Origin of the sequence: Paenibacillus ihbetae (genome assembly GCF_002741055.1) — a bacterium.
GTDB lineage: Bacteria > Bacillota > Bacilli > Paenibacillales > Paenibacillaceae > Paenibacillus_AQ > Paenibacillus_AQ ihbetae.
In genome coordinates, this window is sequence record NZ_CP016809.1 from 2,703,110 (window position 1) to 2,720,796 (window position 17,687).

Genomic DNA, 17,687 nt, shown 5'->3' on the forward strand with positions numbered 1-17,687 from the left:
TTATTTACATGATTTATAGAAACGATCGACCCTGTTGATCGATTATCTTAATTCAGAAACATACATATACAATTTATCCAATTAAATTCGCTAACGTTTATTCACTTTTAACTCACCTCTTTTAATCAACTAACTTTTATATAGTTATTTATCTTAACTTCAAGATATATGATGATCAGCCTCGTGTCAACTGTTATTTTTTAATGTAAAAAAGCAACCGAAAAAATCCCCGCCGATTTTCCGGCAGGGATGGATGCTCTGTATTGGCCATGGTCTTAATGGTGACAAGCGAAATTCCTTAAACCAACGAAAAAGCATCCCATGCCTAATGGACATTAAGGGATGCCTCCTCTCGTGTAAGAAATGAGGGTATCAATATTATTCCTTTACCGCGCCGATCGAGATGCCGCTTGTAAAGTATTTCTGGAACATGATGAAGATTATGAGCATCGGTATGGCAGCGACCGTAGCCCCAGCCATTTTGTAGGCAAAATTCGGATTGAGATCCTGCATCAGAGTTGCAACCCCGACCATGAGCGTCTTCATCTCTTTATCCTGGCCGATCACAAGCTGCCAAAGGTAGTCGTTCCAGACCTGGACGAAGTTCAGAATAAACAGCGCACCGATCCCCGGCTTCACAATCGGCAGCAGAATCTGAAGGAAGGTTCGGACTTCACCGGCTCCGTCGATCCGGGAAGCTTCCCGAAGCGCATCCGGTGCGGAATCGAAGAAGCCCTTCAACAGAAACACGCCAAAGGCTGCAGCAACGTTCGGCCAGATCATTCCGAACAGATTGTTTACGAGCCCGAGATCCTGGGAAATCCGGAACAACGGCACGATCATAACTTCTTTCGGCACCATCAAGCTTGAGATGAACACAATGAAGATGACGTTTTTGCCTGTGAATCTCAGCTTGGAAAAAGCATAGGCGGCCATAGAGCTGGCTACGACTACAAAGACCGTTGTTACACCCGCTACGAACAAGCTGTTGAACGTCCAGCGCAAGGCGGGCTGACTTTGGAATACTTCGGTATAATTGGAGAAGGTAATGGTGGCAGGCCACCAGTCCGGCGGCATTTTTAGAACATCCGAGCTGTTTTTTAGCGAACTCGTAAATAACCAATAAAGAGGGAACAAGTTAAGGATCGCAAAGAAAATGACGATTATATTCGCAACCACATCGAACTTTTCCCGCTTCTTCCCGGTTTTTATTAGCTGCATATTGATCCCTCACTTATCCTTGAACATCGCTCTCAACTGGGGAACGGACAGCAGCAACGTAATGATGAACATTATGACCCCTACAGCAGAAGCAACGCCGATCTGGTTGTATTTGAATGCATTGTTGTAGAGATAGTACATCATGGTTACCGAGGCGTTATTCGGTCCACCGCCGGTTAACAGTTGAATGACGACGAAAATTTTCAATACCGCGATAATGTTAATGATGGTGATATAAATGGTTGTAGGCTTCACCAGCGGAATCAGGATTTTAAATATGACTTTGATCCTGCTTGCCCCGTCCACCTCGGCCGCCTCGAATAAATCCTTCGGCACTCCGATCATCGCCGCGATATACAGAATGATAGCCTGACCGACATTCGTGGCAAAGGTAACGAAAATAATGACAGGCATGACGGTTGCTTTATTCCCGAGCAAATTGACATGGCCCGAACCGACCTGGCTTGTGAAATAGGAGATCAGTCCGTTTGCCGGATTGAGCAGAAAGCTCCATACCATACTCATAACAACCATGGAAACCATAACCGGGATATAATAGCTCCCCCGGATAAAGGAAACGTATTTGGCATTTTTATCAAAGATGGATGATGCTACGAACAAGGAAAAGATGACTGTAAGCAGAACGATAAATACCACGAATATAACGGTGTTGACGATCGATTTGAAAAAGACGGGATCTTGAAATAACGTCGTATAATTGCTCATGCCGACAAAGGTTTCATTCTGATAATCGACCCGGAATAGGCTTAGCCTGATCCCTTCCAAGATCGGATATACCGCAAATAGGAGAAAGAGAAGGAACTGAGGCAGAATAAACAAATAACCCGTAATGCTTTCTCTTATAGGTTGATAACGTAGTTTCATGGGTATCCTTTACCTTTCTTATTCAGCGGCCTGGAGCCTTTTTTGAGGGACAAGAGCTCCAAGCGCTGAATCGTAATGTCGGTATCAGGGCGAGGATTATTTGTACACGCTAGAGCTTTCCTTCGCCTTTTGAATCACCGCATTGCCTTGAGTCTGGTAGTCCTTCACCGCCTGGGCCGGCTCTTTCTCGCCAATGAAGATCGCCTGCAGCTCAGGATACAGAATTTGGCGAAGCTGACTGTAGCCCGGCACGTTGCCTGTAAAGTTAAATAAATACTTCGAGTTGGCATCATATGCCGCGAACAGAGGGTACTGGTCTTTCAGCTCATCCGCAACCGAGCTTCGCACCGGAATACTGTTTTTCGAGGCTTTCACAAGCTCAGGATCCGTCGAGTAGAATTTAACGAACGCTTTGGCTGCCTCTGTTCTTTTCTCGTCACCGGTATTGAATACATTTGATCCCACCACATAAGTGAAGGACAGCGGATCGCCGCTTTCCGAAGGGATATTCGCAAGACGGATATCAAATTTCGGAGCTTTTCCGCTTTCCATATCGGCCTTGGCATTATTAAACAGCACTGCGTTGGTAAAGCTGATCGCCAGCTTCTGGTTCTGGAACATAGCGTTCGCATCGTTGGAGGACACGGATTCCGCTCCCGGATTGCTATAGCCGCCTGTGTAAATCTTCTTCAGCCATTCCGCAGCCCTCACCCCATTCGCATCATCCAGTACAATATTGCCTTCATCATCAAAGAATTTGTTGCCGAACATTCGCAGATAAGCGAGATTCCACGTGTCGCCTTGATTATTCAAGCCGAATAAGGCCATAGGGCGTGCGCCAGGATATTTATCCTGCGGAAGATTGTTTTTCAATGTCTCCAAAATTTGCTCGTATTCGCTGAGCGTCCATGTTTTGATCTCGTTCTCTCCGCCGATCATGTTCTCCAGGCCAGCCGCTTTGAACATATCTGCGTTATACGCCAGTGTGCCGGGATTGTGGGAGAACGGATAGAAATAGATATTATCTCCGAAGGTTACGTTATCCCAGTAGCTTTGAGCGATGTCTTTTCTCGACTCCTCGTCAATAATGTCATTCAGAGGCACCAACGCGCCGCGATGAGCAAAGTCTCCCATGGCGAATACGCTCTCAAAGAAAATATCGGGCGGCGTTCCGCCGTTCAGGTTGACGTTCAGGAGCTCATCACGCTGGTCCCCTGCGATGACCTGCACATTCACTTTCACGTTGTACTTATCGTACTGCTCGGCAAATTTCTCGGCTGCAGCTTTAAAGAAGCTGTCATAATCGGCATTCTCCTCGGAAGCATCGTACACGCCCTTCCACTGTGGCGTGAGCCATAAAGAGATCTCAACATTATCTTTTCCGTTCGCTGCGTTCTTATCGGAGCCCCCGCTTGTCCCCGAATCTTTGCCGCCGCAGGCAGCCAATAGTGCAAGCATCATGACGGATGCGGTAAACATCGCTAGAAAGCGTTTCTTGAACATGAATGATACCCCCTCAATCTTTTAAAATCCGTTTAGACCTTAACTAATCCGCCAGCTTGAACAGCGCCGAATTGATTTTCACAACGACCTTCCGTACCGTTCCGGGATCCTCCATGGCAAGTCCGGGCCGGTGGATGTCCTCCGGAAACAATACCATATACGAACCCGGCGTTAACCGGATGGGCATTTCGGATGGAATGTCACCATAGAGCGCGGCATCCTGATCCTGCCGATAGGGCTCTACGGGAGACGGGATGCCTCCTGTCTGAAGGCTCCAGCCAATCGTTTCATCTCCCTCCAGCAGGTAATGGATATCGAAAAACTGCTCGTGTTTCTCGGCAAGCCGTTCATCCTTCGAAACGGTATTCAAATCAATAATTCTTGCAAACATGTCCTCGCCTTGTATCGGATACTGTCCCGTCTGAAGCGAAGCAAAGTCCGTTAACGTTAAATAATCGACAGCTTTACGTATCACCGGATGGGCAAATGCACGCTCTGCCTCCCAATGGTCTCTATGTCCTATGATCATCGCTAATCCTTCCCTTATTGTTCCGAATGGACAGCAGGCTCAAACACTTGAAGCGCAGCACCGATCATCCCGCTAAAATTCCCTTGATGCGCCTGCACGATCTTCACATTTTCCGCAAAAGATTTCATGGAGCGTTTGGCCGTCTCCTCCCGTATTCGTTCGAAGAACGGCTCTCCTGCCTCGGCAACGCCCCCGCCGATTACCACCATTTCAGGGTTCAGCGTGTGGATCAGCGATGAGATGGCAGCGCCCAGAGCAGCGAACGTTTCATCCATGACTTCTACCGCAGCCGGGTCCCCCGACTGCCACCGGGAGAGGACTTCTCTTGCATCAACCTGTGAAGCCGGTTCACTTCCTAAGGAGAGCAGTTTGGCTTGCATCCTCTTGGCGATTCCGGTACCAGAGGCGTACTGCTCCAGGCAGCCCACGCCCCCGCATACGCAGGGCAGGCCGTTAAAATCCACGCTAAGATGCCCAAGCTCTCCAGCGCCGCCCCATGCGCCGTGGACAAGCCTGCCCTCGGCAAATACCGCGCCGCCGACTCCCGTTCCAAGCGCAATGCAGAGTATATGGCCAGCTTCGCGGCCTGTTCCAAGCGTCTTCTCGGTCAGAACCAGTACATTCACATCATTATCTACGTAAACCGGCACGCCGAAGCGCTCCTCGACCAGCCGCTTCAGGGGGACCCCCGTGTAATCGGGAAGAATCTCTGAAGCAAACCGGATGCTTCCGTCGGAGCGGTTTACTTGTCCGGCGGTCCCGATTCCAATACCCTGGATAGGATAAGCGTCTCTAATCGAGGGCTCGGCCAGTAACGCTTCAATGACCTCTGTAATCCGTTCAGGCACTTTCTTCTGCCCGGCGAGTGTTGGAAGGTTGATCGAATGTAGAACATTTCCCTGCCCGTCCACGATTCCGGCATGAATCTTAGTGCCTCCCACGTCTACTCCTATGGCGTATACCTGAGGTGAACTCCCTTCGTTCAATCTTTACGCCTCCGATCCGATAACTTGCCGCACAGCTTCCACATAACGCGCCGTAATCAGCTGAGGTCTCGTAATGGCACTGCCTACAACCACATAGGCTGCCCCCGCTTGCAGAGCCAATGCAGCCTCTTCGGGACTCCAAATGCGCCCTTCTGCAACGACCGGCACCTGAGCGTCAGCGGCAAGGCTGCTCACCAGAGCCAAGTCCGGACCCTCGGCCTGGGTGCTGTACGGCGTATAGCCCGACAGCGTCGTCCCAATATAATCGGCGCCGAGCTTCTCAGCCGCCATTCCTTCCGCATAGGTCGAGACGTCTGCCATTACAGCAACGCCTGCTTTATGCGCAAAGTCGATCAATTCGGCAGCTGTGGCTAGCCGGTCCTCCCGGTCCGTAACGTCGAGCGCTACTATGTCTGCACCTGCCGCGATGATTTGTACTACTTCGTCCAGCGTTGGCGTAATGAAAACATCCGAATCAGGCACATCCCGTTTGATGAGGCCGATGACCGGAACATCTACCGCCTCTTTGATCGCCCGAATATCGTTCACACCGTTGGTACGGATGCCGATCGCCCCCGATTGAATAGCTGCTTTGGCCATCTTGGCCATGGCATCTCCGCCATGGAGCGGCTCATGCTCCAGCGCCTGGCAGGAGACGATCAGCCCTCGTTCGGGGAACATCGTTCGATTCGTTTTTCTCGTCATGTTCCTCGCTCCTTATGCCTTTGCCAGTGCAATATATTTCGTCAGCTTTTGATGAAGCCGTTCTGCCGCTTCCTGATCGCTATCCGTTATCGGAAGCAGCGGAAGTCTCGGTTCCCCGATATCCATCCCGCGAAGCCTCAAGATCGCTTTGCAGCCGCCGTATAGCGATGGGAACTGAAGCAGCTCCGAAATGATTTCGTTGATTCTGGTCTGCCACTCGCGCGCCAATTCAAGCTTGCCCTCTTGAATGCACTGCTCCAGCTTCAGAAACAGCTCGGGCATCACGCCGTAAGTTCCGCCAATGCCCCCGTCCGCCCCCATGCTTCGTCCTGCCAGATACTGCTCGTCCGGACCGTTCATAACCAGAAAATCCGCCCCTCCCGCAGCTTTAAATTGCTGCAGCTCATAGGTGCTTTCCGATGAGATTTTGACACCAATGACATTATCCAATGCTGACAACTTCTCCAACTGCTTCGTCGATAGATGAAATCCGGTAAGCTGAGGGATATGATAAATGATGAATGGCAAGGCCGTGCTATCGATCATAGCTCTCCAGTGGTGTTCTACACTAGCCGGAGACAATCTGTAATAGATGGAAGGGACTGCCGATATGGCATCAGCTTTTACGGATTCCGCATGTTTGGCCAGCTCTACACTTTCCCTGGTCGAAGGTGCTCCGACATGGGCAATGACCGTCATCTCTTCGCCGACCTCCTGCATGACGGTTTCAAGAACAAGCTTGCGTTCCGCGGCTGATTGCAGCATGCCTTCTCCGCTGCTGCCTCCGACATATAGTCCTTTCACACCCGCATCCTGATAATAACGGGCCAAATCCCGTACCCTTTGCGGGTCGATATCTCCATTGCCGTCATAACAACCGTAGAAAGCAACAATGACACCTCTGAATTTGTTCAAATCATGCTTTCCCATTGTGCCGTGCTCCCCCTTCTTATTCCAATCTCGGTTCTCCCCTTCACACATTTGAAAAGGCTTACAGTAAGTATAGGGTTTGGGCTGAAGGGGGGACAGGAACGGATTTACGGACTTTATTCACAATGTTTTGATAACGACCTCATGTTCACATATTCGTGTGCCGATGTTCATTATTTTTGGATCTGCGCATCCCCGTATAACGCACAAAAGACTGCTTTCTAAAAGATCATTTCTCTTAGAAAACAGTCTCCTATTCAGCAGACTCTGATAATCTCATTCGCTGATCCATCACTTATACTGCGCCCTGTATTTTTGCGGACTGACCCCTTTTATTTTCTTGAAGATTCGGCCGAAGTAATTGATATTTTCATATCCGACCTCCATGGCAATCTCGTAAATGGGCATCTGGGAATTCATCAAATAATGGGCTGCTTTATCCACCCTCAGATTGTTGAGATAATCCGTGAATCCGGTCCCGGTCTCCTTCTTGAAAATAAAGCTGAGATAGCTCTCACTCATGTTAATAATGTCCGCGGCTGTTTTCAGCGAAATGTCTTTTGCATAGTTTTCTTTCATGAATTCCAGCAGACGCTTAATATCCTCCCTGGCCGTTTCCTTGATCCTGTTCTCATTCAGCATGTCTTTGGCCTGATTGTAAGCAAAGCCAATATCCCGCCAAGCTTCAATGGATCCGCTTACCCCGACATTTAATGCAATGCCCAGCATCCGACTCGATGCGCCGATCAACAGCTCGGTCACGACGGCAGGATCCCGTTCCGCAACCAGCAGTACGATTTCCCTGCCCTCCATCTCTATTGGGCTGCAGACAAGCTGTTCCCCCAGCTCTGATTGAAAGAGGTGAGTCAGCATCCTCATCGCGGAGAGCTCCTCCACGCCTTCGCGCAAAAGACGGGGCTGCATAATCAACATGAAGCTCCCCGGAGGCAGATCCTCTTCCTCCTGCCAATTGACCTCGCCTCCAACCGGGAAGGGGGTTTGAAGCCCTTCGCGCACCTTGCTCGACAGGAGCTCTTTACGCGAATATCTTTGCTCCGATGCAGAGGTGTCTGGCAAGGTATACTCCCGGTTTTTCTCAATCTTTTGGGAGGCTTCGGTCAAAATCTGAAGCAGCTCCGTCGGCTTTAACGACGTCTTTAAGATATAATCCTCAACGCCCATTTTCATGGCTTTTCGGACATAATCGAATTGATTATGGCTGCTAAGCACGATAAACAGCATATCCGGATAGCGCTTTTTGGCCGTTTCGATGAGCTCGAGCCCGTCCATCCGGGGCATTATAATGTCCGTTAGCAGGATATCCGGCACTTCCTCCTCCATCAGCTCAAGGGCTTTTATGCCATCCGGGGCATCTCCTATAAAGGAAAAACCGTGCTTATCCCATTCGATCAACGATTTAATCCCTAAGCGTACAAGGAGTTCGTCATCAGCCAGCATCACTTTTAAGGTCATCGTTAACCCCTTCCTCCATTCTCTTCACCGGCAGCAAGAACGATACCGTTGTACCTTCATGGATTCGGCTGTGAATATGAATTCCATACGGATCTCCGTACTGAAGCCGAATCCGGTCATGCACATTCTTAATGCCGATGCGTTCAGGCAGCTCTTCGGATCCGGACGACAGCCTCGTTTTCAGCTCCTGCAGCTTCTCGTGAGAAATGCCGACCCCGTTATCTGCCACCGTCAATAGAAAGCACTCTTCCTGTCTACTTGCCCGGATAACGATCCTTCCCGCCCCGTACATCGGCTCAATGCCATGGATCAAGCTGTTCTCGATCACAGGTTGAAGCATGATTTTGATGACTTCCTGATCCAAAAGCTCATCCGCGATATCATATTCCACCGAAAGCTTGTCGTTAAACTTCATTTTCATCAATTCAATGTAATTGTCGATATACTCAATTTCCTGCCGCAGCGGAATGAGCGTGCCGCCTCGCCCGATACTCTGCTCTAAAACTCCGCCCAGGCTGGAAAGCATGTCGCCGACTTCCTTGTCATTACGTATATAAGCCATCCACTTAATATTGTTGAGCGTGTTCAGCAGGAAATGCGGATTGATTTGTGCCTGGAGTGCCCGAAACCGCATGTCTTCCTTCTGTTGGTACTCGTCCTTTACCCGGTTCAGCAGCTGACGAATTTCCGTAACCATCTTATTATAAGTCTCTATAAGGGACGAAATTTCCTGGGGCCCCGTCACCGATAATACGGAATGAAAATCTTTTTCCTCCAGCACCTGCATCCGTTTTTTCAACAGTTTCAAGGGCCTGGACATCCCGTAAGAGATGGACAGCGTAATCATGGCAAAAATAACAAAGATCAGAAGAACAATAAGGGCTTTCGCCTTACGTAAATCATAGATCTCTTTGAAGACGGCGTCATAGGGAACCATCTGCACGATTTTCCATCCATTCAAGTCCACGGTATCAAAATTCACAATAAATTTCCGGTCCTCATTCTCCACCACGGCCTGTCCTTTGCGCTTGGCCCACAGACTGGACATATAGGATTCTTCCGCGATGCTCGTGCCGATCATTTCCCGATTCGGGCTGGAAACGATATTCCCCTGTTTGTCCACAAGATACACTTCGCCCTCAAGTCCGGTCAAATATTTGCGAATGTCCTTCTCGGTAACGCTAAAGACGATCATGCCGATGTTCTGATTGCTCTGAAGCTCCGTGATACTTTTCACCAAGGAGATGACCGGCTCACGGTCGGTGTAGAGAAACTGCTGAGGATTAAACATCCAGCGGACCTGGTAAGGGGTGCTTATCATCTTCTCATACCAATCCGAATGAATGTACTCCTGATAAAGGCTGTCCTCCAGATAGCGGGTGCTGTACCAATTCCCGTGCCGGTCAAACAGCGTAACATACGTGTTCGAAAAATACGAGCTGAATGAACGGTTGAGCGTAACGTCATTCAGCCTGAGCTTTTCATATTTGCTAAGGGCTCCCGGGTCCTTCAGCATCCTTTTCGTATCGTCGTTGATCGTGATGTCGACAGCTGAATTCAGCATGTCCTCCATAAACAGTTGGACGTTGAAGGTCATCAGAACCAGTGCATCCTGGGCCGATTTCGCGATCTTCTGTTCTATCGTTCGTTCCAAAGGCTTGTCCAAATACTGATTGGAAAGCAGAAACGGGATAACCAAAAACAGCAGTATGGAGAAAAAAATACGGTTGCGAATGGAATTCAGCCGGCTTGCCCATTGCTTGATACGCACCACAAGATCACTCCCCCTGCTGAACAGCTTGCTTCTATATTTTTAGTCTAGGCTTCGGGGCATGATTTTGTAAAGGCTTTCTCAACGGCCGGGCTCAGCCATGCTTATACATCCGCTTGGCTTTTCGGAATACAAAAAGGAGCCCCGTCAAGTGACGGGGCCCCTTTGATTTTTTATCCGCTGCTTCTAACATTGTGTAACTGCATGTTTATCTAACCTATACTAAAACGCGTCAGTATGTTTAAGATAACAACCGCTCATTCAGCCAGCTTCTTAATTTCACTCTCGGTTAACGCCTTGTTATAAATCCGAACCTCATCCAGGCTTCCATTGAAATAAGGATCGGCCGCAAACCGGCTTTTGCCTAAGTAAGCTTCCGTCGTCAACAGCCCGCTTGGGTTCAGCTTCATATGATCGCCGGAGGCAACCAGCTGTCCGTTTACGTACAGCTTGCCTGTGTCGCCCTGAAGAGTCACGGCTACATGCGTCCATGCATTCACCGGAAGCGGCGCGTCAGCAAGGAGACTTTGGTCGCCGCCATCGCCGTGAATCGTAAACTGAAGGACGCCGGTATGCTGGGACGGGGTCAGGAACATATGCCTAGCGAGCCCGCTGCCGGCATCCAGCACCCGCTGCCACGGGGCGCCTCCCTTCCAATACACCCATGCGGCGAACGTTAGATCGTCCGTGTCTGTCACCAGATTAGGCAGCTCAACATATCCGTTCTTGCCGTCAAAATCAATGCCCCCGCCCTGATAACCTCGCTCATTCCACTGAACACCGCCATGCGTCCGCCCGTCATATCCGTTCGGGGAGCTGTCGATCACGACGCCCTCTCGACTCTCACCGAATCCATAGCTCAGCAGCATCGGTCCGGCCGACTGCTGCAGCACCGTGACGTCGAACGAGCGGGAGGTTTTGTAGCTGCCCTTGACGATCCCGGCAGTCAATGTAACCTTCGCATTTCCGGAGCCCGCGGCCGGACGCGTCACCTTGCCGTCAGCGGTGATCACATTCGGATCGGAGGTGGACCATTGGATGGTTGTGCCGCCTGACGCCTCGGTAGGCAGGGTCAAATCGTAGAAGATGCCGCTCAGATCACCGAGCGACAGGTCTGCTCGAACGTCCTCTGCAATCTGCTTATCGCTTCGCTCCGGCTGCTTCGCTCCCCAAACGGCCGTTCCCTCCGGCGATAAAGCCGTAAAGGTCATGAGCCGCTGCCCCGCCTCGTGATTCCATTGCGGCGCAAACACACCCTTATACACGACACCGTCCAAAGTCAGCGTAACCTGCTGTTTGCCGCTCGTTTTCCATGTGCCGGAGACGCTTCCTGTCACCCGGCCGTTCTTATGCAATTGGATCGGCTGCGACTCCTTGATGTTTGCGGAAATATCCTTTCCATGGTTGATCAGCTTGTATTCCCCGGCTGCATCCTTCGGGGTTACCTTTTTGTCCACTGCTTCCTCTCCCGCATAACGGAGCGGAGCTGCGACAGGCCACCCTTCCTCGTTCATATACAGCTCATGGACGCGGATTTCATGCTCTTCGCCGCGCTGCGGAAAGCGGCTGTGGAAGATCAGGAACGTTCTGCCGGTTGCTTCATCGTAGTATACCGAGTTATGTCCCGGGGATACGGCACCGGTTCCCAGGCCTGCTCCCGGATCACCAATCCAACGCTTGAACAGATAGTTGCCCATCAGCTTGGTGCCGAACGGCTCGATCGACCGGTCATCGAATAGCGGCAAGGACGGATCGGCCTTCACCTCTCTCATATCGTTTCCTTCCGCATCATAGAACGGGCCGTCGGGGTTCTTGGATCTGACGACGCGCATATTGTACCCGCCAACGGCATCAAGCCCTCCGTACGAAAGATACAGGTAGTAATAATCCGTCTCCGGATTGTAGAGCATGTACGGTCCCTCAATCCGGCTATGGTTGCCTCCGAGCAGCTTCTTGCCATAGCCCTGTCCCGGAAGCGGCTTGCCGTCCGCAGGATTCATCTCCATAATGAAGATCCCTCCCGAATAGGAGCCGTATACCATCCACAGCTTTCCATCCTTATCGAAGAACACGTCCGGATCCACCACATTCGGATGCTTCGTTGCATCGTACACGGTGCCGTCCTCGCTCGGCTCGCCCCACATGCCGGATTTCAGAATAATGCCGGTATCCTTATAGGGCCCTTCGATCCGATCGGCTACAGCAATCCCCATCGCCGAGCGCGGGGAATCGCCTTTGCAGGCATTGTAGTACATATAAAATTTGCCGTCGGCAAGCTGGATCACATCGGCCGCCCATAGCGTATCGCTCTGAGCCCACGCCAGCGTATCCTTCAGTTCCTCCGTTACATTCGGAATCAAAGGATTTCCGTCAACTACCCCGGAAGCGATCATGTCCCACTTCATGAGATCCTTGGATTTGGCCGCTGCCAAATGGGAGCCGAAGACATAGTAGGTGTCGCCAGCCTTGATCACGGAGGGATCGTGCACGGAAGCCTCCCGGAAAACCGGGGCGCTTGGCTCCTTCTTTTTTGCCGCCGTCTCCACTTTCACGCCTAAGCTCCCCGTCTCCGGCCCCTGCCCGAATGCCATGGCGCTTCCCGTCAATAAAGCGCATACAACAGCTGCGGCAGCTCCAGTTCGAATGATGTTCTTTCGCATACGACGCTCCTTTCAACCAATCGCTGATTTTTTGTAAACCCTTTCAAAACGGACGAACAAGAGTGACATGAAACCCGAACCATGGTGATTTTAATTCATTAAAATATAAAACGTTTTATATTATATAAGATATTATCATTGCAGATGCTCCAATTTCAATCCCCTTCTCTATTTATTTTATCCGAAGCGAATCGGTATGGTCTTAAAGACCCAGGATAAGGAACCACCGAATTTCCTTAGAAAACCCTGCCCTTTCTATATTCTCATCCCCCTCTCCGAAGCTTGCACGGAGCATGGGATCTTAATGAACGAACAAAATCCCGACCACAAACGGAGGTCGGGGTTTTGTTTTATGTTTTTATAAATTAAATGTTTTTAGCAGACCCGAGTTTAATAGCTCCACCAATTCCCGGACATGACCAGCATCGAGAACAGCTTGATGCTTTCTTCGTAATATCCCTCGGCCGATGCATTCGCCGTATAGGTCCACACGACGTTCAGCCAGCTTTGGTGGCTCTGGGAGACCATCGCGCTGATGCCGAACGGGGCGTAGAATGCGCCGCTGTTATACGACACAAGCGGGCTTCCGCCGAGCGTATAGCCTGCCTTGATATTTGCCGGCTTCTGGCTCGTATTCGATTTGATGAACGCGTTCATCAAATCGAGCTGTCCCAAGGCCCTCGTATCGCCGGTCATCAAATAGTCGGTGGCGATTCGCCAAGGCGTCCGTGCCGAATTGTAATAATAGTTCCCGTCGTTCGCACCTTCAAGGAAGCCGGCCGCCGCAGGCTGATAGCTCCCCCCCTGCAGCACGACGAAATCCGGAAGCAGCCCCGTATTCGGGCTATAGCTGCCGTGAACGGAGTTGATGATGCTGTATGTTTTGTCGATTACCTGATCCCATCTGGCATCCCCGGTAGCCTTCCGGAACGCCTTCAGATGGTTCAGCATGAAATCGGACGGGCGCGTGGCTGTATTGAAGCTGCCGCTCGTCGCCCAATCTCCCAGACGAAGAGTCCATTGCGATTGATTCACGTCATGGCTCATGATTGCGCCTATGATGTTCTTGGCCGCTTGCAGATAGTTAATGCTTCCGCTGCTGCCCCACTGTCTATCTGCCAACAGGAGGGCGTATGCGATATCCATATCGCCGTCCGTCGCCGAGTTGGCCCCCTCAATGTTCTGGAAGCTGCTGTTCTGTTTCCAGGCCATTAAGTATGGATTCTGGTTGCTCGGATGAGCCTTATAATATCGGTACAGTCCATCGAAGTATGTCTGAGCGTTGGCATCGGCTCCGGCCATCATGACCGTCAGGATCATCCCGTAGCCGTGGGCCTCCGATACGGTTTCCCCGGCCGAGTTGTATTTTACGTAATATTGCCCCGTGCCGGCAGGCTTGAGAAACGAAGCCTTCCAGCTGTTCCACTTACTCTTGACGGCTTCGTCCATCGCCGTCTGCGTCACATGGTTGGGCTTGATCGAACCGCTCGTATATGTCGTATGCTGCGGAAACGGCCTCTGATTCTCCGCCATGGACAGTCCCGCCGGCAGCATCAGGAGGACGGCACAGAACAACAGCGCACTCTTGCGGATGACTCGCTTACGGCTTGATTTCATCAACCACATCTCCTTCATAGATTCGAATTGAAACTTCGGTTATCCTAACCGCTTGTCCAGCCGATTTCGCTTCGATCACCACCTTTCATCAACGGATGACACGGTGACGGAGAATCTCGTTGTAATCCAAGTATAGTCTAAAATGGTTAAATATGTAATCGCTACTCTTGTTTTCCCGTCAATAATTTCAAAAAAAATGATAGCAACCATCGAACTAATCCACTGCTCCAAGCGTTTGTTAATAGCGAAGGGGAAATACGAGGAGTATCCGAAAAAGGAACGCCCTTAAGATAAAGGTGGTGGGTATGTTGCCTTATTATATATGGCTGGTTGTTTCTGCGCTGCTGTCCTTGTACGGCGTAATCACATATTGGCCGAACTATTCCGCGGATGACGAAATGGTTCTGTTCAATGACATTGCGACGGCCTTTTTTTTCACACCTTCATTCTTTATTCTGTTTCTGTCCATGATCCTTCAGGCTGCCATGCTGGGTTTAAAGCAAAAAAGGTATCGTGCGTTCAGGCGTATGCTCTACATTCTGATCTATCCTGCCAACGTTGCTCTTTTCTATGTCATCACGATGAATCTGATGCCGATCTCAATCATTATCATCCTGGTTCTGGCGGGATCGGTGGTGGCCGCTTTGCATTACTTTCTGTCCTATTTATTTAAATATTAAGCCAAAAGGAGCCTCGTTCGTCCGGTCTATAGTTGCAGCCTAAAAGGGGCGGTGCAGGATCATACCTGCACCGCCCTATTATCCTTGCACCACCCTGGTTTAGACCGCGTGAATGGATGGCCACGACAGCTCGATCCCCTGCCGCACCAGCAGCTGCTGAAACGCCTCCAGCCGCTCCGGATCCCTGCGGACCTCGGACGGCTTCAGACCATGCTCCACGCAATAAGCCGCTAAATACCCTGCCGACTCTCCGATGTTCCACTCGACCGGATGTAGGCGGTAACAGCCGTTCGTAATATGTGTCGTGCCGATATTTTTGCATGCTGCCAGCACATTGCTCACCCGAACCGGAATCAGGCTTCCCATCGGAATTTGGAAGGGGAGACTCGAAATGTCGATATAGGTGCGCTGTCCCGTGCTTGGATGCAAATCGATCCGGTAGCAGCCGACGCCGACGGAATCGAAGAACTCCGCTGCCTTTCCATCAGGCAGGCAATCGCTGGCGACATGCTGCTCCTTTACCGTAAATTCAGCCCGGATTCGGCGCGACTCGCGAATGTACGGCGCCTTAGCCAGACCGTCCTCTGTGCCGAGCACATCCGGACGGAGGCGAAGCCCCGGATAACCGGCTCCTCCGTCCGGACGAGGGGCTTCCGTCTGCATCCAATAGAGAAGCGACAAGCTTAGGCTCCGGGCCTCTTTCAAATGCTTCTCCCGCTCCTCCGGGCTTACATCGATGATCGGCCCCAGCCAATAATCGTTCTGCGGCCAATTCACGATCGTCACGCTGCTGTCAAATGCGCCTGCGGCGAAATGCTCACGGTCCAGAATTTGTCTGTATTTCCACAGCGAGAATGACTTGCCGTCCGGGAACAGGCTGTAGGTGACAGGCTCCAGCGTATGCGGGACGAGCCCGCTCCAGCTGAGCATGCGGTCAGGCCAGAAATCGGCTTGGTACGTTTTCCAAAAGTCATACCTATCCGGCTTCGGAATCGTATGATCTTCTCCTTCAAGGTAGTCTACGGCGAAGCACCAAGTGAATGCCTGCATATCCATCGGGTCGGGCGAGCCGGACAGCGCATGGGGCTCTCCGGTCTCCTCCATGGATTCCGCGCCGGTGACATACTCGATCCCCGCAAGCGGCAGCAGATCCCCCTCTTCGGTGGCATCCAGAAACAGCCCGCCGGTAAGGGTAATTTCATTGCCGGACTTTACGTTCCGCAGCGAAACGGCCGTGACCCGGTCATCATCGCTTTCTGCTTGGGTTAGGACATGCTCCGTAAGGATCACGAGCCTCCCGCTGTGGATGTAAGGGGCCAGCATATCCCGGAGAACGGCCAGCGCCGCCCTGGGTTCATGGGCGATCGTGCTCACCAGCGCACTGCCGGGGTTGAAGTGTTCGCTCGCTCTGGCTTCCGGCTTTAACGGAAACCACGATTGGTAGTACTGCCGAACTCTGGCCCGGAATTCGCGATAGCTCGCCGTGCAGCCGAACTGCTCAATCCAGGGATGCTCATCCGGCGGCACGCCCTGACTGGTGATCTGTCCGCCTATCCAATCTCCGGCCTCCGTCATGATGACGCGTTTTCCGCTGCGAGCCGCCGCTAACGCTGCGGCACACCCCCCCAGACCTCCGCCGAGGATAATTATGTCCGCCTCTCTATGTTGACTCATTGGCTGTTCACCTCGTATCGGTATTTTATAAGCCTGCCCTGATTAGCTGTATTTAAAGATCGTTCCGAGCGTAGTGGAGCCGGGTCCATACCGCTCATAGGCGCCTGCCGCCTGCTCTACGGGAACGACATGCGAGATAAGCGGTCTTACGGATATTCTTCCTTCCGCAAGCAGACGGATATATTCGGCGACATTGCGCCCTTCCGTCCAGCGTACGAAGCCGATCGGATAATCACGGTTCTCCAGCTCGTAGTTCGCATCATAGCGTCCCGGACCGCCTGCCCGCGAGATGAGGACCTGCGCCTCCTTGACGAACATCTTTTCCCTGGAGTACACGGTGGTCAAATCGCCGACAATGACGATGTTCCCCTTGTCCCGGATCCAACCCATCGAGGCGTTGATCAGCTCCTCCCCAGGGCCGCTTGCACACAAAATAACGCTGTCCACGCCCTGCCCACCCGTCATGCGCCGGATGCTCTCTTCCAGCTGCTCACGGCTATCGAAGGCATGCGGGATATACTCCCGCATCTCCTTCACCCGCTCCGGATTCAGGTCGAATCCGGCGACGGGGAAAGCCGCCGCATGCGCTATCTGGGCGATCAGCTGGCCGAGAATACCCAGGCCCACGACGACGGCAGACTCGCCGAAGCGTAAGTCAGCCACCCGCAGCGCATGAATCGCGATCGCTCCGAGACCTGCGAATGCCGCTTCTTCCGGATCAACCCCATCCGGTACCGCTGCCGTCAAATTCGAGGGAACGGTGAGCACCTCGGCATGGCGCACATAAGGCGCACCGTAACAGGCGACGCGCTGGCCGACCGACAGGCCGCTGACGCGTTCCCCGACCGCTTCGATCACCCCGACCGCACTGTAACCCATTACCACAGGCTGATCCGAAGCTCTTTTGATAAACGTCATTTCGGTTCCCGGGCTGACGGCCGAATACTCGGTGCGTATTCGAACATGCCCCGCCGGCACATCAACCGGCTCCTCCAGATCGGCAATGATCACATTGCCTTGAATCGTAGCCACCGCCTTCATATGATGCCTCCT

14 protein-coding genes are annotated in these 17,687 nt (G+C 51.8%); 1 reads left to right on the top strand and 13 read right to left on the bottom strand.

Annotated features, from left to right (window positions below; genetic code table 11):
• Positions 1–378: 378 nt before the first annotated feature.
• The 11 genes from BBD41_RS12140 to BBD41_RS12190 form a co-directional block, all read right to left on the bottom strand.
• A complete protein-coding gene (locus BBD41_RS12140) occupies positions 379–1,221 on the bottom strand; it encodes a carbohydrate ABC transporter permease (protein WP_099477741.1) in 843 nt (280 codons plus the stop codon).
• 9 nt (positions 1,222–1,230) lie between these two features.
• Positions 1,231–2,106 (bottom strand): carbohydrate ABC transporter permease, encoded by an 876-nt coding sequence (locus BBD41_RS12145; RefSeq protein ID WP_077570106.1) that lies wholly within the window; start codon positions 2,104–2,106, stop codon positions 1,231–1,233.
• 96 nt (positions 2,107–2,202) lie between these two features.
• Positions 2,203–3,609, bottom strand: a complete 1,407-nt coding sequence (locus tag BBD41_RS12150; RefSeq protein WP_099477742.1) for an ABC transporter substrate-binding protein — start codon at positions 3,607–3,609, stop codon at positions 2,203–2,205.
• Between the two features lie 43 nt (positions 3,610–3,652).
• Complete coding sequence (locus tag BBD41_RS12155) at positions 3,653–4,138, bottom strand: NanQ anomerase/TabA/YiaL family protein (protein ID WP_099477743.1); 486 nt, start codon at positions 4,136–4,138, stop codon at positions 3,653–3,655.
• Positions 4,139–4,152: 14 nt separating this feature from the next.
• Positions 4,153–5,079, bottom strand: a complete 927-nt coding sequence (locus BBD41_RS12160) for an ROK family protein (protein ID WP_157929292.1) — start codon at positions 5,077–5,079, stop codon at positions 4,153–4,155.
• Positions 5,080–5,127: 48 nt separating this feature from the next.
• Complete coding sequence (locus BBD41_RS12165; RefSeq protein WP_077570113.1) at positions 5,128–5,829, bottom strand: N-acetylmannosamine-6-phosphate 2-epimerase; 702 nt, start codon at positions 5,827–5,829, stop codon at positions 5,128–5,130.
• Positions 5,830–5,841: 12 nt separating this feature from the next.
• Positions 5,842–6,759, bottom strand: a complete 918-nt coding sequence (locus BBD41_RS12170) for a dihydrodipicolinate synthase family protein (RefSeq protein ID WP_099477745.1) — start codon at positions 6,757–6,759, stop codon at positions 5,842–5,844.
• A 291-nt stretch (positions 6,760–7,050) separates the two neighbouring features.
• Entirely contained in the window at positions 7,051–8,232 is a 1,182-nt protein-coding gene (locus tag BBD41_RS12175; RefSeq protein ID WP_099477746.1) for a response regulator transcription factor, read from the bottom strand.
• The gene (locus BBD41_RS12180; RefSeq protein WP_237087067.1) at positions 8,207–10,006 is read right to left on the bottom strand and encodes a sensor histidine kinase; all 1,800 of its coding nucleotides are present in this window, start codon (positions 10,004–10,006) and stop codon (positions 8,207–8,209) included. The genes BBD41_RS12175 and BBD41_RS12180 overlap by 26 nt, the downstream gene beginning before the upstream one ends.
• A gap of 254 nt (positions 10,007–10,260) precedes the next feature.
• On the bottom strand, positions 10,261–12,663 hold the full coding sequence (locus BBD41_RS12185; protein ID WP_099477747.1) for an arabinan endo-1,5-alpha-L-arabinosidase AbnB: 2,403 nt from the start codon (positions 12,661–12,663) through the stop codon (positions 10,261–10,263).
• A gap of 390 nt (positions 12,664–13,053) precedes the next feature.
• Positions 13,054–14,280 (bottom strand): family 8 glycosyl hydrolase, encoded by a 1,227-nt coding sequence (locus BBD41_RS12190; RefSeq protein WP_099477748.1) that lies wholly within the window; start codon positions 14,278–14,280, stop codon positions 13,054–13,056.
• Between the two features lie 305 nt (positions 14,281–14,585).
• Here BBD41_RS12190 and BBD41_RS12195 point away from each other — a divergent pair, with 305 nt between their 5' ends.
• Complete coding sequence (locus BBD41_RS12195; protein WP_099477749.1) at positions 14,586–14,960, top strand: hypothetical protein; 375 nt, start codon at positions 14,586–14,588, stop codon at positions 14,958–14,960.
• Positions 14,961–15,059: 99 nt separating this feature from the next.
• Here the strand turns inward: BBD41_RS12195 and BBD41_RS12200 are convergent, their stop codons facing one another.
• Both BBD41_RS12200 and BBD41_RS12205 read right to left on the bottom strand, forming a co-directional pair.
• Positions 15,060–16,634, bottom strand: a complete 1,575-nt coding sequence (locus BBD41_RS12200) for an FAD-dependent oxidoreductase (protein ID WP_099477750.1) — start codon at positions 16,632–16,634, stop codon at positions 15,060–15,062.
• Positions 16,635–16,676: 42 nt separating this feature from the next.
• Positions 16,677–17,675 (bottom strand): zinc-dependent alcohol dehydrogenase, encoded by a 999-nt coding sequence (locus tag BBD41_RS12205; RefSeq protein ID WP_077570127.1) that lies wholly within the window; start codon positions 17,673–17,675, stop codon positions 16,677–16,679.
• Between the last annotated feature and the right edge of the window lie 12 nt (positions 17,676–17,687).

What these genes read in the sequence shown, in the direction of transcription:
- BBD41_RS12140 (WP_099477741.1), bottom strand. Translation starts at nt 1,221, where the DNA reads ATGCAGCTAATAAAAACCGGGAAGAAGCGGGAAAAGTTCGATGTGGTT.
- BBD41_RS12145 (WP_077570106.1), bottom strand. Translation starts at nt 2,106, where the DNA reads ATGAAACTACGTTATCAACCTATAAGAGAAAGCATTACGGGTTATTTG.
- BBD41_RS12150 (WP_099477742.1), bottom strand. Translation starts at nt 3,609, where the DNA reads ATGTTCAAGAAACGCTTTCTAGCGATGTTTACCGCATCCGTCATGATG.
- BBD41_RS12155 (WP_099477743.1), bottom strand. Translation starts at nt 4,138, where the DNA reads ATGATCATAGGACATAGAGACCATTGGGAGGCAGAGCGTGCATTTGCC.
- BBD41_RS12165 (WP_077570113.1), bottom strand. Translation starts at nt 5,829, where the DNA reads ATGACGAGAAAAACGAATCGAACGATGTTCCCCGAACGAGGGCTGATC.
- BBD41_RS12170 (WP_099477745.1), bottom strand. Translation starts at nt 6,759, where the DNA reads ATGGGAAAGCATGATTTGAACAAATTCAGAGGTGTCATTGTTGCTTTC.
- BBD41_RS12175 (WP_099477746.1), bottom strand. Translation starts at nt 8,232, where the DNA reads ATGACCTTAAAAGTGATGCTGGCTGATGACGAACTCCTTGTACGCTTA.
- BBD41_RS12185 (WP_099477747.1), bottom strand. Translation starts at nt 12,663, where the DNA reads ATGCGAAAGAACATCATTCGAACTGGAGCTGCCGCAGCTGTTGTATGC.
- BBD41_RS12190 (WP_099477748.1), bottom strand. Translation starts at nt 14,280, where the DNA reads ATGAAATCAAGCCGTAAGCGAGTCATCCGCAAGAGTGCGCTGTTGTTC.
- BBD41_RS12195 (WP_099477749.1), top strand. Translation starts at nt 14,586, where the DNA reads ATGTTGCCTTATTATATATGGCTGGTTGTTTCTGCGCTGCTGTCCTTG.
- BBD41_RS12200 (WP_099477750.1), bottom strand. Translation starts at nt 16,634, where the DNA reads ATGAGTCAACATAGAGAGGCGGACATAATTATCCTCGGCGGAGGTCTG.
- BBD41_RS12205 (WP_077570127.1), bottom strand. Translation starts at nt 17,675, where the DNA reads ATGAAGGCGGTGGCTACGATTCAAGGCAATGTGATCATTGCCGATCTG.